We start from the raw sequence: 14,403 nt of genomic DNA, 5'->3' as shown, positions 1-14,403 counted from the left end.
GTTTGGGAAAACTAAAAAACAACATAAATATGAATTATAATTTTAATGAACTTATTGATTTTAATATTAACCAATTAAATAAAACATCTGTGGTTTATAAATTGGAATTTAGAGGTCTTGATCAAAAAATATTATGTGAAGAAATATGTTTAGCTTTATTTAATAAACTAGTTTCTGAATCCTTAATTGACGAGGATTATAATGGTAAAATATATTTATTATCAAAAGCTTTGGAAATTATAAATTATGGAGGTTGGATTAAATATTTAACTGAAGCTGAAAAACACACAAGAGTAATTACCGAAAAAAATAACATAAAAGAAAGTCTTGAAATTAAAAATTTAAAATTGCAAAATGAAAATTTCGAATACTCTAAAACTTTACGGATAAAAGAAGATGAAATTAGAACTTTAACAGGTTTTAATTTAAAATTACAGAATAGACAATTAGCAAGATATATTTTTTATTCTATCTTTTCATTTATTTCAGGCGTATTGTTAACCAACTTAACACACGTTTTAGACCTATTTAGAAAATTGACCCAATGATAGCTGAAATAATGTATACTGATCTATTTTTAATATTTGATTCAAATAAATAATTAAAAAAAATCTTTTCATTTAACGCTAGAAAAACGAAACCGATAATTAAAAACAATCAGGAAACAAGAGTTTCGATATAGTAAGTACTTGGTGGTATTTCCGCTCCGCAATAAACTTTATCCAAATAGAAAATCTACATTAGCGAAGTTCCAAATCTCTTATGGTTTTTGGATGTTAGTCGTTTATTACAATAAAACAAAAAATGAATACAGACAACTTAAGATTATAATTTTTATAAACAAATACTTCAGGATTATTTGCCGTTTATGGATTATAGTAAAATGTTCGTTGAAGAAATTATTAATGAAAATGAAATGCCTGATCTGGAAAATTATATTCGCTACACTACTTTTTATGCCATTCATTTATTAGAACTTTGTAATCAATTTTAGAGATATGTTAAGTTATTGTCGAATTTCAGAAATGATAATAAAAGCGAAATTAGCAGAGGACATCATTTAGCGTATAATATTGAGAATTATTTTATTAGATTAGATTCTATGTGTGATCGAGTTCGTCAAACAGTTAATGCTGTTTTTAATTTAGCAATAAAAGAAAGAGGAGTAAGTGGAAAAATAGTAATTAATAAAATGAAAGAAGTTAAACGGTCTAGTGGATTGGTAAGTTTACTTAACGACTTACAAAATCTTTTATTCAATTATTCAGACGAAATAAGAAATATTATTGTTTTTATAATTCCCATGTCGATAAGGAGTTATATAGAATTATAATGTATTGTCAGCCTTTTTTTTCGAAGAAAAGGTTAGAAGACAAAGACAATGTTGAAAATTTTAGAGAAATTAGAAAAGAATTTTTATCTTATTATCTTCGTACGAAGAAAAGGGAGTTTACAAAAACTAACGAATTGTGTTTTGAGAAATTATTATTTATATTAGATGATTTAGATAAACAATATTCCTCAATGAAACTTAAACTAATTTAGTGTAAAATGACTCCAGTGTAAAAAATCAATAAAAAAAATAAATTATATGACAGAAGAAAATTATGGATTGGTAGTTGAAATACACAGTGTTGTTCAAAATGACAATAAGGATTTTATGTTTTATTTTATAATAGATAATACTACAAATCAAGCAAAAGAAATTAAGTTGAATGGTGTTAACTATTTAACTAATAAACGTGAGGAAATAAATCCAGATAGATATTATCAATTTTCAGGTGGTTTTTTTCGGATTGATGAACCGTTGAAAATTGCTCCAAATACATTAAAAAAAATAGGAATAAAATTTGAAAATCAATATCTAAAAAAAATTTTAAATAATGATAAAATTTATTTCCCATTAGAATTAACTACCGAAGGAGTTAATGTAACGTTTTGCTTCCACAAAACAGAAAATGGTTGGTTATTAATCGACATCGGAGTAGTAGCGAAGGAATACGATGTTGATATAAAATTAACCCCTATTCAACGAAAACAAATAGAAAAGCGACTGATTAATCGTATTGAGAGACTTGAAGCTTTTGAAGAGCGATTAGGAGTTTCAATACAAAATTTGTCGGTTAGTTATAATTATGATTATGGCAATTCATTTGTTTTTTTTGAATTGCACTCTAATGAGGGATCTACAATTAAAGATAGAATAACAGTCGAATGTATTTATTATGGTATTGATGGCTCTATCATTTATCAAAATGATAATACTGTATCTCCCGCAGATTTTTTCGGTTTTGAAGTGATTTCTTTTAGAGTACAAGATGAATTTTTAGATCAAATTAGTAAAATAAGACTCTATCCTAAAAAATAATCAATTATGTATTTTGAAACAATTCGTCATAATTTATTGAATGAAGCTAAATCTTCACCGCATTTGTTGTCAGATATAGCAGGCCTTGAAATGTATATTTCTGAAAGCTATAACAATCGTTCCTTTATCGAATTACTTCAAAATGCAGATGATGCAAAGGCAACTAAATTTAAAATCATAAAAATCAATGATATATTATTTGTAGCAAATAACGGAAGAACTTTTAATGTAAAAGATGTTGAGAGTATATGCAGAAGTGCATCTTCCAATAAAAAACGAGGTGAAAATATTGGATATAGAGGAATCGGTTTTAAATCTGTTGTGAGCTTTGCGAAAGAAATACATATTATTAGTGGCGATTTAGAAATTACTTTTTCTAAACAAAGAACAATGTTAGAAATACCAAATGCTTCAAAAGTTCCATTAATACGAATTCCACATCCAATAATTGAAAAAGACAAACAGTTAATTTCGGGCAATACAGAAATGCTTTTGAATGAAGGTTTTACGACAATTTTTGTTTTCACTGGAGTTACGGCAAATGAAATAGAAACAGAATACGAATCGTTTGATTATAAATCTTTAATTTTCCTTAAAAACATTCTTAAAAATGAAATACGTATTTCTTCTTCAAACTCTACAGAAATTAGTAAAGAGGTTGTTTCTGAAAATGAATTGAGATTAAAAATCAAAAACAATGATTTAGAGACAAATTGGCATGTTTCTAATTATAATAATACTGCAATTGCTTTTTACACAGAGGAAGGTTTTATAAAAAGACTAAATAAAGCAGACGCATTTGTTTACTCGTTTTTGCCAACAGAAGATATTACTGGTCTTGGGGTTTTATTTAATGGAGATTTTAGTACAGATCCTTCAAGAAAGCATTTAATCTACGATACTGCAACTAATAACACAATTGGAAATATAGCGAAACATATTTCTACTATTTTGGAGAAGAATTTGTTTGGGAATAAAGTTGAAAACAGTAGTATTTTAAAAGCGATCATTCCTTACGCCGATCCAAGAATGATCGAGTTTGCTAAAACGTCTTTTGAGAAACTTCTTTTGCAACAAATAAAAGAAATCAATATAAAAACCATAAATAATTTAACGCTAGCTCCAAACTGGCTAAATTCAAAAGATTATAATAAAATAGCAAAGTTGAAAGGTTGCAAGGTAATAGATAATTCAATTTTAAACATTGATGGATTATTGCCATTTTTGAAATATCTAGGTGCCAAAGAAGATATTTTTGAGTCTATTTTGAATCACATAAATAATTCAAATATCTCTATTTTGGGTTGTGTTCAAATTTCAAAAAAGATTTTCACCTCTATAATTTTATCTAAAAACGACAATTTTATAATTTCAGTTAAAGACTTAAAAATTCTATTCAATAATAACAATAGAGTTTCATTTGCGGAAATTGAAAATAATAATTTGACAATAGATGATTCATTTGTTTCGTTAATGGTTGAAAATGGTTTGACCGAATTTGATATTAAACAAGTTTTCAAAAAGGTAGCTCCAACCTATAATCTTGATTTGTATCCTAATGAAAAATCAACAGAAGTTTTTTTTGAAAATAATGATAAGAAAGTTAATCAAACTAATGATAATTGGTATGATAATTCAGAAAATGTATCAGCTGCTAAAATTAAACTTAGCTTGAAACGTTGGAGAAGTTCTGAAGAGATAACTTTAGAAATTCTAAACTTAAATGGTTTTAAACTTCAAGATGTTAGTAAGCAAAATATAGGTTATGATTTAGACGGTTTTGATCCAAACGGCAATGAAATTCATATTGAGGTAAAATCGATAACATTTCCAGGTCAGAAATTTAAATTAACAAATAATGAAATTGGAGTTGCGCAAGAAAAGCAAAAGAGGTTTTATGTTGCAGTAGTTCGTCAAACTGATGATTTTTTTGAAATCGCAATGATTTCTGATCCGATAAAAAATTTGGTTTTAAACAGGCAATGTGTTCAGTGGATTTGGGAATGCTCAGAATACGAGTATAACCCGAAAAGATTTGAGTTTTAGAATTGAAACAGAAAATAAATAGTAGTAAACAAGTTTTTTAAATATTTTAGAGATTTTTAAAGAGTTGTGAAAAACAGCATCAAAAAAAAACGAAAATGACACCAGAATTAAAGCCTTCACTCACTTTTGAATTTAATAACTCGAAAAAAATATTTGAAAATTTATTAGAGGAATATTCGGATTTTGATAAGCAACCTCTTAAATCAAGATTCGCAATGAATTGTGCAATTAATTCTTGGCATTTAACAGATTGGACATTTCAAGAGTTTTTTATAAACGATATAAGATTTCAAGACAAAATTAGTGTAGATAAAAAAGAAAAAGAAAATTTCATTCAAGGAATAGTTCTTTATCAACAATACTTAACAAAACTTTGCCCTGAATTAGAATATATGAGGCTAATTACAAATGGAACTAAACATTGTATTCTAAAAGATAAAAACCGCAAAGAAAAAACAGTTACAAAAGTTGGTGATTATTGTAGTTCAGATTATTCAAGGCACGATTATGATGTCACTAGATTTATGATAAAAATAGATAATGACGAGAATATAGATTTCGAAAAAACTCTTATAAAAACTGTTAAATTTTGGAAACAATTCGTAAATGAACCTAAGTAAATAGCCATCCTGGTTCGTCCTAAAATATTTTTACAAATCTATAAACTTACTTTTTCTCCCCCGCTTGTGCTAACAGCTTACTTATGCCTAGAAAAATAAAACTTCAAAATAAAGCTGTTCAAAACTTTTCAATACCATCGCGTTAGAATTCTTGCCCCCACTGTTGTCATGTCGATTAAGGAGAAATCCTTACTTAGTTGAGTTTTTTAAAATCAATAACCAAGTGAATTTCGCAACACTCTCTCAAAATAGTGTAAGTCCACAAGCCACAAATTGCAGTAAATTTGTATGAGGGAAAAAAACAAATAGAATAGTCATAGCATTATTCCTCGCTCTTCAATTAAAAAAACGTAAAAATGGAAACTAAAGAATTTACTGTTACAGATGATTTATTAGCTTCTAAAGGCAAACGATTCTTGAATCTTATTATTGACTTATTTATTGTTTATTTAATTACAATCGGTATTGGTGCAGTATTAAATATTATTGGAAAATTGACTGGAAGTTATAGTTTATCCAGCTGGATTGTCTCTTTGACGCTAATCGAAAACGTGTTTTTTGGAGTCGTTGTGCTATTTTTTTATTATCTAATTATGGAGATATATCTTTCCAGAACTTTTGGTAAATATTTTACCAAAACACTAGTGGTAAAGTACAATGGTACTGCACCAAAAGTAAAAAGTATTGTTATTAGAACATTGGTGCGCTTGATTCCTATTGAAGCTTTTTCCTTTTTGACTGGCAATTCTAGAGGATGGCATGATACTTTATCAGTTACTTATGTTGTAAACAAACATGAATTTATATCAAAAATGAAGTTGTAATTAGCTTCATTTTTGAATTTCAATTGGAACAGCTGTCATTTTTGACAGCTTTTTTTATTTCAAATGACTTCTTTTTCTTTATATTCGCTCATTAAAAATTAAGAAAAATACAACTAATAAAAATGAACTGGGAACAACTTTTATCATTAAAACGCCAAGGCGACAAAGGCAAAAGATTGCGTATTGAACAAGACGACACCCGTTTGGGTTTTGAAGTTGATTATGACCGTATTATTTTCTCAGCTGCTTTTAGAAGTTTACAGGATAAAACACAAGTTATTCCATTATCGAAGACTGATTTTGTTCACACCAGATTGACTCATAGTTTAGAGGTTTCGGTTGTAGGTCGTTCTTTAGGGCGATTAGTAGGAAAGAAAATCATCGAAAAATATCCACATCTGAAAGAAGTTCACGGTTTTCATATGAATGATTTTGGCGCAATAGTCGCTGCCGCTTCCTTGGCGCACGATATTGGGAATCCGCCTTTTGGGCACTCCGGAGAAAAAGCAATTGGAGAATATTTCTCTATTGGAAACGGGCAACAATATAAAGACCAGCTTTCCGAAAAAGAATGGCAGGATTTAATTGATTTCGAAGGGAATGCTAATGGCTTTTCCGTTCTTACTACGAGTCGTCCAGGAATTGAAGGCGGACTCAGAATTTCTTATGCAACTCTTGGTGCTTTTATGAAATACCCAAAAGAAAGTCTTCCAAAAAAACCAACGAAAAATATTGCCGATAAAAAGTATGGTTTCTTTCAAACCGATAAATCTTTTTTTCAGGAAGTAGCAGCCGATATGGGTTTGATTCCAAATAAATCAGGAAGCGATATTGGTTTCGAAAGACATCCTTTGGCTTATTTAGTGGAAGCAGCAGATGATATTTGTTATACGATCATTGATTTTGAAGATGGTATAAACTTAGGTTTGGTTTCCGAAGATTTTGCATTAGAATATTTAATTAAACTCGTAAAAGACAGTATAGATACTTCTAAATATAAGACGCTTACTACAAAAGAAGACAGGATAAGTTATTTACGTGCCTTGGCAATAGGAAGTTTAATCAATGATGCGGTCAACGTTTTTATCGAAAATGAAACGTTAATTCTAGAAGGTAAATTTCCTTTTGCAATCATGGATAAAAGCAAATACAAAGCGCAGATGGATGATATTATCAAGATAAGTGTCAACAATATTTACCAAAGCAGGGAAGTAATTGAGAAAGAAATTGTGGGTTATCAGATAATCCAAACCTTATTAGATAAGTTTATCATCGCCTTCAATAACAAATACAATGGGAATGCCTCTAATTACGATTCGTTAATATTAAAAATGCTGCCAGAAAAACATCATTTAGAAAAAGAAAATTTATACGGTCGATTACTTCATATTTGCCATTTTATCTCGTTGCTTACGGATGGAAATGCATTACTGTTTTATAAAACAATTACAGCAGGTAAAGGCTAAATTATGAGCAACTTAATGGTTAATTGTTAAATCAAATAAAAACAATTAAGTTTGCGAAATGATTAACCATATTAGACTTCAACCACATTTATGAAAAAAATTACCCTTTTAATATTATTTTTTATTCCCCTTATCAGTTTTTCTCAGTCCAATGTTGAAACTATTCAGAGATATTTAAACACTAAAAGTGCCAAATTGGCTGTCTCAAACGACGACGTTAAAGATTGGGTGATTGAAAGTGAAGGAAATTCAACAAATACAAATATCAATAGTTGTTATGTTTTACAACGATATAAAGGAATAGAAATTTTTAGAGCACTTTCTAATTTTTCTATAAAAGATGGTCAAGTAATTAATGTTGGAAATCGTTTTGTTTCTAATTTAGCGCAAAAAGCAAATGCGACAAAGCCTTCGCTTTCTGTTTTGGATGCTTTAGCTAAAACGTACACTAAACTAGATATTGTTCCTACATCCTCTTTTACTGTTTTAGAAAAAATAGGACAGTATAAATTTAAAATTAGCAACGGATTATCTATCGAAGAACCTGTTAATGCTAATTTAGTATATCATTTGACGAAAGAAAACACTTTAAAATTAGCTTGGGATTTTACCATCAATATGCCAACTCATAATCATATTTGGAGTGTGAGAGTTGATGCGCTAAACGGAGAAATTTTAGAGAAAAAAGACTTTGTAATTTCCTGTAATTTCGATAAAAAGAATTTCCATGCTTCCACAAATATATTTACTAGTAGTCCCGTTAAAGCAACTTACAAACAGCTGTTTTCTTTAGCTCCCGTTGCTGCTTCGGGTGGTTCTTACAATGTAATTCCTTTTAACTATGAAAGTCCGAATCACATTTCTAGACAAATAATATCAAATCCTGCAAATGCTATAGCTTCTCCTTACGGATGGCACGATACTAACGGTACTTTGGGGGCTGAGTACACAATTACCAGAGGGAATAATGTTTGGACAAAAGCTGATATTTTAGGAGATAATTTAAATTCAGGTTACAGCTCGGAGGGTGGGGCATCATTAGCTTTTGATTTTCCATATGGAGGTACCAATGTTGATGCGTCTACTTACATTGATGCCGCTAACACGAATTTGTTTTATATGAATAATGTGATGCATGACATTTGGTATCAATATGGTTTTGATGAAATAAATGGAAATTTTCAACAGAATAATTACGGTAAAGGCGGAACTGCAACTGATTATGTATATGCAGATTCTCAAGATGGTTCCAAAGCAGATCCTCAAAGTATAAATAATGCCAATTTTTCTGCTCCGCCGGACGGAACAAAACCGAGAATGCAGATGTTTTTGTGGAATTACGGGCCACAAATAAAACCAATTATTGTGAATACTCCGTCAAATATTGCGGGGAGTTATACGGCTAGGCAAAATTCATTTAACCCCGGTCGAGTTGATTTACCTGTTGCTCCCGCATTTATACAATCTGATTTGGTTCTTTATTTAGATAGCGCGACAACGACGAATGAGGCGTGTGTAGCGCCATCAAATGCAGCGGCAATGAATGGCAAAATTGTTGTTATTAAAAGAGGAAGTTGCACGTTTGTTATAAAAGTAAAAGCGGCTCAGGATGCTGGTGCGGTAGCGGTAATTATTGTGAATAATGTGGTCGGAGATATTTCTATGTCGGGTGCTGATGCAACAATCACTATTCCGGCAATAAGCGTAACAAAAGCTGTTGGCGATTTACTTATCAATCAAATGCAAACTGAGGCTGTTAACGTGAAATTGCAATTGCAGTCTTCACCATTTGTAAATTCAGATGGAGATTTTGATAATGGAATTATTGCACATGAATATGGGCATGGTATTTCTATTCGTTTAGCAGGAGGGAGTAAGAATTCAAGTTGTTTGGATAATACAGACCAAATGGGAGAAGGTTGGTCTGATTGGTTTGCTCTTATGTTGCAACTTAAACAAGGGGATGTGGGGACATCGAAAAAAGGGATTGGTACATTTGTTTCTTACCAGCCGACAGATGGGTTAGGGATAAGAGATTATGCCTATTCAACGGATCGAGCAGTAAATCCAATGACATATGCAAACACTAATAGGTATCAATATAAGGATAAAGATGGCGTTGAACAAACCGAAATTCATGGTACCGGTTCTGTTTGGACAACCGTATTGTGGGACTTGACTTGGGCTTATATTAATAAATATGGATACGACGATAATAAGTATACTGGAATTGCGGGTAATAATAAACTAATGCGAATTGTGTTGGATGCTATTAAGTTACAGCCATGCAGTCCAACTTTTGTTAGTGCAAGAGATGCAATTATTGCAGCGGATCAGGCAGTTACAGGCGGAAAGGATTATTGCATGATTTGGCAGGTATTTGCAGCTAGAGGTCTTGGTGTGAATGCATCAGCAGGGGATGGGAATGTAGGGAATGATCAGGTAGAGGATTTTACAATGCCATCAGCAGGACCAAACTGTGTTTTAGCAGTCAATCAGTTTGATGGTAGTGATAAAATGAGCGTATATCCAAACCCTTCATCAGGACAAGTAAATCTCCGTATTGATCAATATTTGGGTAAGGTTTCTATTCAAATAATAGATATCAACGGAAGAGTGGTTTCTAAATTTAAAAATGAGGAATTCAATAATCTAAAAACAATTGATTTAAGCCGCCTTCAAAAAGGAGTTTATATTATGAAAGTTAATGGTGATGATCTTGAATTTACGGAGAAAATTATTATGAATTAAATTTAAAATAAAAGAGTTTAGTAAGTGATTGGAAAGTCAAGTCCAAAAGAATCAATTGACGTTTAATAAAAAAATCCATCAGTCTCGAAAAGACTGATGGATTTTTTTATACTTTACAATTTCCTTGTTGACTCGCGTTCTTTTAATTTAGTTTTAATGACAACAGTTTGATAGGGGATTTCCTCTTCTTTAGATTCTAGTCTATTAATAAGAAGTCTAGCAGCCACTTCACCAATTTCTATTCCGTGTTGGCTTACCGTTGTTAAACTTGGCGACAGTCTTCTAGAAGCAAGAATTCCATCTGCGAAACCTATAATAGATAGATTTTCGGGGATTTTATATCCTTTTTTGAGTCCAATTTTCAATGCGGCCACAGAGTCGTTTTCTTCTAAAGCAAAAATTCCGTCGATGGTATTGGTGTCAAAAATATTTTCGATTTTTTCGTTCAAATCATCTTCAGAATCGGTTCTTAAAATTAAATTTGGATTCAAAGCAATGTTGTTTTTCTCCAATGCTTTTAAATAGCCTTCAGCTCTAAGTTTTCCAACACTCAAATTGTCAATAGATGAAAATAAGGCAATATTTTTACATCCTAAATCTATTAAATGCTGGGTAGAATTTATAGCCGAATCAAAATCATCAACAATTACTTTGTCGCAATCTACGTCATCAGCAATTCGGTCAAACATAACTATCGGTGTGCCGTCATTGATTATTGCGGCAAAATGATTGTATTCGTGGAGTTTCTGCGCTTCTTCAGATACAGATAAAATAAATCCATCGATAGTTCCATTGCTCAGCATTTCAAGTGTATGGGCTTCTTTTTCTAAAGATTCATTGGATATACACATGATGACGTTGTATCCTTTTTCATCAGCGACTTTCTCTATGCCGCTAAACACTTTGGCAAAAAATGAATTTAGAATATTAGGTATAATAACACCAATGGTTTTTGTTTTTCTGTTTTTAAGATTCAGACCAATAACGTTTGGTTTATAGTTTTTGAGTTTTGCGTATTCTTTGATTTTGATTTTTGTCAACTCACTAATCTCCGGGCTGTCATTAAGTGCTTTTGAAACAGTAGAAACAGATACATTAAGTTCTTTTGCAATTTGTTTTAATGTTGCTTTAGCTTTCATATGGAGAGGTTTATTGTGATTTGTGATGTCAAATTATTTACAAGATATAAATAATTAGAATATTAACGGTATTAATGCCAAAAATAGCCATTAAAATATAAATTTCACCTTTAGAAAATGATTAATGGACCATAAACTTATAAAAAAAAGCGATAGCTTTGATTCTTAAGCCATCAATCTAGTAATTCTAAATTCAATCCTAGAAAATTATTTTAAATATACATTTGATAATCAGCACAAAAAGATGGAGAAAATAATCTTTTAAGGTATTTGCATTTAAAATAAATAATTGTACTTTTGCAACCCCTTTATAGGGGATGGAATGTTTAATTAAAAATATATTATGGACGCATTAAGCTACAAGACACAATCAGCAAGCAAAGCCACCGTTACAAAAGAGTGGATTGTTGTAGATGCTGATGGTCACAACTTAGGTCGTCTTGCTTCAAAAGTCGCTATGATTTTGAGAGGTAAGTACAAGCCAAGTTACACACCACACGTGGACTGCGGAGATAACGTAATCGTTATCAACTCAGAAAAAATTAACCTTACAGGTAACAAAATGGACGAGAAGACTTACATTCGTCACACCGGTTACCCAGGAGGTCAAAGAACTTTAACTGCTAAAGTATTGCAAGCAAAAAATCCTGCATTATTAGTAGAGAAAGCTATTAAAGGGATGTTACCTAAAAATAAATTAGGAGCTGAACTTTTTAGAAATTTAAATGTTGTTGTAGGATCAGAGCACAAACAAGGCGCTCAAAAACCTAAAACAGTTAACCTTAACGATCTTAAGTAATGGGAGTTATTCACAAAATCGGTAGAAGAAAAACCGCTGTTGCACGTGTTTATGTTTCGGAAGGAACAGGAGTAATCACTGTAAACAAAAAAGCATTCGAAACTTACTTCCCAACTGCAACTTTACAGTACAAAGTATTACAACCTATGTCTATGACAGAAAATGTAAGCAACTTTGACGTAAAAGTGAATGTTTATGGAGGTGGTTCAACTGGTCAAGCAGAAGCTGTAAGAATGGCATTAGCACGTGTTATGTGTGAAGTAAATGCTGAAAATAGAGCTATCTTGAAACCAGAAGGTTTATTGACAAGAGATCCAAGAATGGTTGAACGTAAGAAATTCGGTCAGAAGAAAGCTCGTAAGAGATTCCAATTCTCTAAACGTTAATACTGGACTTGTTTCAGTATCTATTAATAGATATATTGAAATTATTGAAAAGATGCTGGAAAAATTTCGGCATAAATTTAAAAAACAAAGTTGTTGTTGCTCTCCTATTGAGGTAGGAAATAGTTTAGCATCTAAATGTATATAGCCGGGAAACCGCCATTTATGCATTGCTAATCAACAGAACGTAAACTAGAACAAAAATGGCAAACAAAGTAGAAGTTAAAGACTTACTAGAAGCAGGTGTTCACTTCGGACACATGACTAGAAAATGGGATCCAAACATGGCTCCTTACATCTATATGGAGCGTAATGGTATTCACATTATCAATCTATATAAAACTGCAGCAAAAATTGAAGAAGCTAATGAAGCTTTGAAAAAAATCGCTGCATCAGGTAGAAAAATATTATTCGTTGCTACCAAAAAACAAGCAAAAGACATCGTTGCTGAAAAAGCAAAAGCTGCAAACATGCCTTATATCACTGAAAGATGGCCTGGTGGAATGCTAACTAACTTCGTAACTATCCGTAAAGCTGTTAAAAAAATGGCTACTATTGATAAAATGAAGAAAGATGGTACATTCATGACCCTTTCTAAAAAAGAGCGTTTACAAGTGGATCGTCTTCGTGCTAAATTAGAGAAAAATTTAGGTTCAATCGCTGACATGTCTAGACTACCAGCTGCATTGTTCGTAGTTGATATCAAAGCGGAACACATCGCAATAAAAGAAGCTCAAAAATTAAACATTCCAGTTTTCGCAATGGTGGATACCAATTCTGACCCAAGAGAGGTTGAATTCGTAATCCCATCTAACGATGATGCTTCTAAATCAATTGATAAAATTTTATCTTTAGTAACAGCTGCAATTGTTGAAGGACTTTCTGATAGAGGTTCTGACAAAGAAGGTGATGCTCCAGTTGAAGCAACTACAGAAGTAGCGGCTCCTGCTGAAGTAGCTGAAGTAGCTCCTGCTGTTGAAGCAGCTGCTCCTACTGCAACTGAAGAATAAATAAATAATTTAAAGATTGAAAGATTTAAAAATTGAAAGATTAATAATGTAACCATTACTGATTTTTTTATAATTTTTTAAATCCTTCAATCTTTTAATCTTTAAATAAAAAAATTATGGCAACAATTACTGCTGCAGACGTAAATAAATTAAGAACAATCACTGGTGCAGGAATGATGGACTGCAAAAAAGCATTGGTTGAAGCAGACGGAGATTTCGATTTAGCGATTGAAAACTTACGTAAAAAAGGACAAAAAGTAGCTGCAAATCGTTCAGATAGAGAATCTACTGAAGGTGCTGCAATTGCGGTTGTAAATGCTGACAAAACTGCTGGAGTTGTTATCACATTAAACTGTGAGACTGACTTCGTAGGGATGAATGAAAGCTTTGTGAAAATGGCTACTGAAATGGCTAATTTGGCATTGAACTTCAACACTAAAGAAGAATTTTTGGCAGCTGACTTCAACGGAGTTACTGTTGCTGACAAATTAATCGAGCAAACTGGAGTTATCGGTGAAAAACTAGAAATTAGAACTTTCGAGAAATTAGAAGGTGCTTTTATCGGGTCTTACATTCACTCTGGTAACAAAATCGCTACTTTAGTTGCGCTATCTGCAAATGTGGAAGGTGCTGAAGAAGTTGCAAGAAACGTATCTATGCAAGCAGCAGCTATGGCTCCTATTGCATTAAACGAAGCTGGAGTTGATGCTGCAACTATCGAAAAAGAAATTGAAATAGCAAAAGACCTTTTACGTCAAGAAGGAAAACCAGAAGCAATGTTAGACAATATTGCTAAAGGTAAACTAGCTCGTTTCTTTAAAGACAATACTTTAGTTAACCAAGATTATATTAAAGACAACAAATTAAGCGTTGCTGCTTATGTTAAATCTTTAGATAAAGATCTTATCGTTACAGGTTTCAAAAGAGCTGCTTTAGGATAATTTATTCTGAACTGGTTTCAGAATCTCTAAATTAATTTTAGAGCTTTTCTAACTCA

13 protein-coding genes are annotated in these 14,403 nt (G+C 31.6%); 12 read left to right on the top strand and 1 reads right to left on the bottom strand.

The genetic code is table 11. The features are described 5' to 3' along the window. Positions 1-29 precede the first annotated feature (29 nt). The 8 genes from IWX84_RS07225 to IWX84_RS07190 all read left to right on the top strand — a co-directional run bounded on the left by IWX84_RS07225 (position 30) and on the right by IWX84_RS07190 (position 10,075). Positions 30-548, top strand: coding sequence for a hypothetical protein (locus IWX84_RS07225; RefSeq protein ID WP_196850061.1), 519 nt, complete (start codon positions 30-32; stop codon positions 546-548). A 461-nt stretch (positions 549-1,009) separates the two neighbouring features. Continuing rightward, positions 1,010-1,333 carry a Cthe_2314 family HEPN domain-containing protein gene (locus IWX84_RS07220; protein WP_196850060.1) on the top strand — a complete coding sequence of 108 codons (324 nt, stop codon included), beginning with the start codon at positions 1,010-1,012 and terminating at the stop codon, positions 1,331-1,333. 258 nt (positions 1,334-1,591) lie between these two features. Further along, positions 1,592-2,368: a hypothetical protein gene (locus tag IWX84_RS07215; RefSeq protein ID WP_196850059.1), complete on the top strand. Its 777-nt coding sequence runs from the start codon at positions 1,592-1,594 to the stop codon at positions 2,366-2,368. A 6-nt stretch (positions 2,369-2,374) separates the two neighbouring features. Then, the gene (locus IWX84_RS07210; RefSeq protein WP_196850058.1) at positions 2,375-4,414 is read left to right on the top strand and encodes a DUF3883 domain-containing protein; all 2,040 of its coding nucleotides are present in this window, start codon (positions 2,375-2,377) and stop codon (positions 4,412-4,414) included. A gap of 95 nt (positions 4,415-4,509) precedes the next feature. Continuing rightward, positions 4,510-5,034, top strand: coding sequence for a hypothetical protein (locus IWX84_RS07205; protein ID WP_196850057.1), 525 nt, complete (start codon positions 4,510-4,512; stop codon positions 5,032-5,034). Between the two features lie 356 nt (positions 5,035-5,390). Then, the gene (locus IWX84_RS07200) at positions 5,391-5,858 is read left to right on the top strand and encodes an RDD family protein (RefSeq protein ID WP_196850056.1); all 468 of its coding nucleotides are present in this window, start codon (positions 5,391-5,393) and stop codon (positions 5,856-5,858) included. Between the two features lie 122 nt (positions 5,859-5,980). Further along, a complete protein-coding gene (gene dgt, locus IWX84_RS07195; protein ID WP_196850055.1) occupies positions 5,981-7,324 on the top strand; it encodes a dGTP triphosphohydrolase in 1,344 nt (447 codons plus the stop codon). 90 nt (positions 7,325-7,414) lie between these two features. Next, on the top strand, positions 7,415-10,075 hold the full coding sequence (locus tag IWX84_RS07190; protein WP_196850054.1) for a T9SS-dependent M36 family metallopeptidase: 2,661 nt from the start codon (positions 7,415-7,417) through the stop codon (positions 10,073-10,075). 113 nt (positions 10,076-10,188) lie between these two features. Here the strand turns inward: IWX84_RS07190 and IWX84_RS07185 are convergent, their stop codons facing one another. Next, entirely contained in the window at positions 10,189-11,214 is a 1,026-nt protein-coding gene (locus IWX84_RS07185) for a LacI family DNA-binding transcriptional regulator (protein WP_196850053.1), read from the bottom strand. A gap of 343 nt (positions 11,215-11,557) precedes the next feature. Between IWX84_RS07185 and rplM the strand changes: the two genes are divergently transcribed. The 4 genes from rplM (at position 11,558) to tsf (ending at position 14,347) form a co-directional block, all read left to right on the top strand. Continuing rightward, the gene (rplM, locus tag IWX84_RS07180) at positions 11,558-12,013 is read left to right on the top strand and encodes a 50S ribosomal protein L13 (RefSeq protein ID WP_073204674.1); all 456 of its coding nucleotides are present in this window, start codon (positions 11,558-11,560) and stop codon (positions 12,011-12,013) included. Then, a complete protein-coding gene (gene rpsI / locus IWX84_RS07175; protein WP_066080508.1) occupies positions 12,013-12,399 on the top strand; it encodes a 30S ribosomal protein S9 in 387 nt (128 codons plus the stop codon). Before rplM ends, rpsI begins: the two co-directional genes overlap by 1 nt. A gap of 200 nt (positions 12,400-12,599) precedes the next feature. Further along, positions 12,600-13,406, top strand: a complete 807-nt coding sequence (rpsB, locus tag IWX84_RS07170) for a 30S ribosomal protein S2 (RefSeq protein WP_196850052.1) — start codon at positions 12,600-12,602, stop codon at positions 13,404-13,406. Positions 13,407-13,522: 116 nt separating this feature from the next. Next, positions 13,523-14,347 (top strand): translation elongation factor Ts, encoded by an 825-nt coding sequence (tsf, locus tag IWX84_RS07165; protein ID WP_196850051.1) that lies wholly within the window; start codon positions 13,523-13,525, stop codon positions 14,345-14,347. The last annotated feature ends 56 nt before the right edge of the window (positions 14,348-14,403 follow it).

Origin of the sequence: Flavobacterium sp. CG_9.10, assembly GCF_015752245.1 — a bacterium.
Classification (GTDB): Bacteria; Bacteroidota; Bacteroidia; order Flavobacteriales; family Flavobacteriaceae; genus Flavobacterium.
This window is presented reverse-complemented; position numbering and strand designations above follow the sequence as displayed.

What these genes read in the sequence shown, in the direction of transcription:
- tsf (WP_196850051.1), top strand. Translation starts at nt 13,523, where the DNA reads ATGGCAACAATTACTGCTGCAGACGTAAATAAATTAAGAACAATCACT.
- rpsB (WP_196850052.1), top strand. Translation starts at nt 12,600, where the DNA reads ATGGCAAACAAAGTAGAAGTTAAAGACTTACTAGAAGCAGGTGTTCAC.
- IWX84_RS07215 (WP_196850059.1), top strand. Translation starts at nt 1,592, where the DNA reads ATGACAGAAGAAAATTATGGATTGGTAGTTGAAATACACAGTGTTGTT.
- IWX84_RS07190 (WP_196850054.1), top strand. Translation starts at nt 7,415, where the DNA reads ATGAAAAAAATTACCCTTTTAATATTATTTTTTATTCCCCTTATCAGT.
- IWX84_RS07185 (WP_196850053.1), bottom strand. Translation starts at nt 11,214, where the DNA reads ATGAAAGCTAAAGCAACATTAAAACAAATTGCAAAAGAACTTAATGTA.
- IWX84_RS07225 (WP_196850061.1), top strand. Translation starts at nt 30, where the DNA reads ATGAATTATAATTTTAATGAACTTATTGATTTTAATATTAACCAATTA.
- IWX84_RS07210 (WP_196850058.1), top strand. Translation starts at nt 2,375, where the DNA reads ATGTATTTTGAAACAATTCGTCATAATTTATTGAATGAAGCTAAATCT.
- IWX84_RS07200 (WP_196850056.1), top strand. Translation starts at nt 5,391, where the DNA reads ATGGAAACTAAAGAATTTACTGTTACAGATGATTTATTAGCTTCTAAA.
- rpsI (WP_066080508.1), top strand. Translation starts at nt 12,013, where the DNA reads ATGGGAGTTATTCACAAAATCGGTAGAAGAAAAACCGCTGTTGCACGT.
- dgt (WP_196850055.1), top strand. Translation starts at nt 5,981, where the DNA reads ATGAACTGGGAACAACTTTTATCATTAAAACGCCAAGGCGACAAAGGC.
- rplM (WP_073204674.1), top strand. Translation starts at nt 11,558, where the DNA reads ATGGACGCATTAAGCTACAAGACACAATCAGCAAGCAAAGCCACCGTT.
- IWX84_RS07205 (WP_196850057.1), top strand. Translation starts at nt 4,510, where the DNA reads ATGACACCAGAATTAAAGCCTTCACTCACTTTTGAATTTAATAACTCG.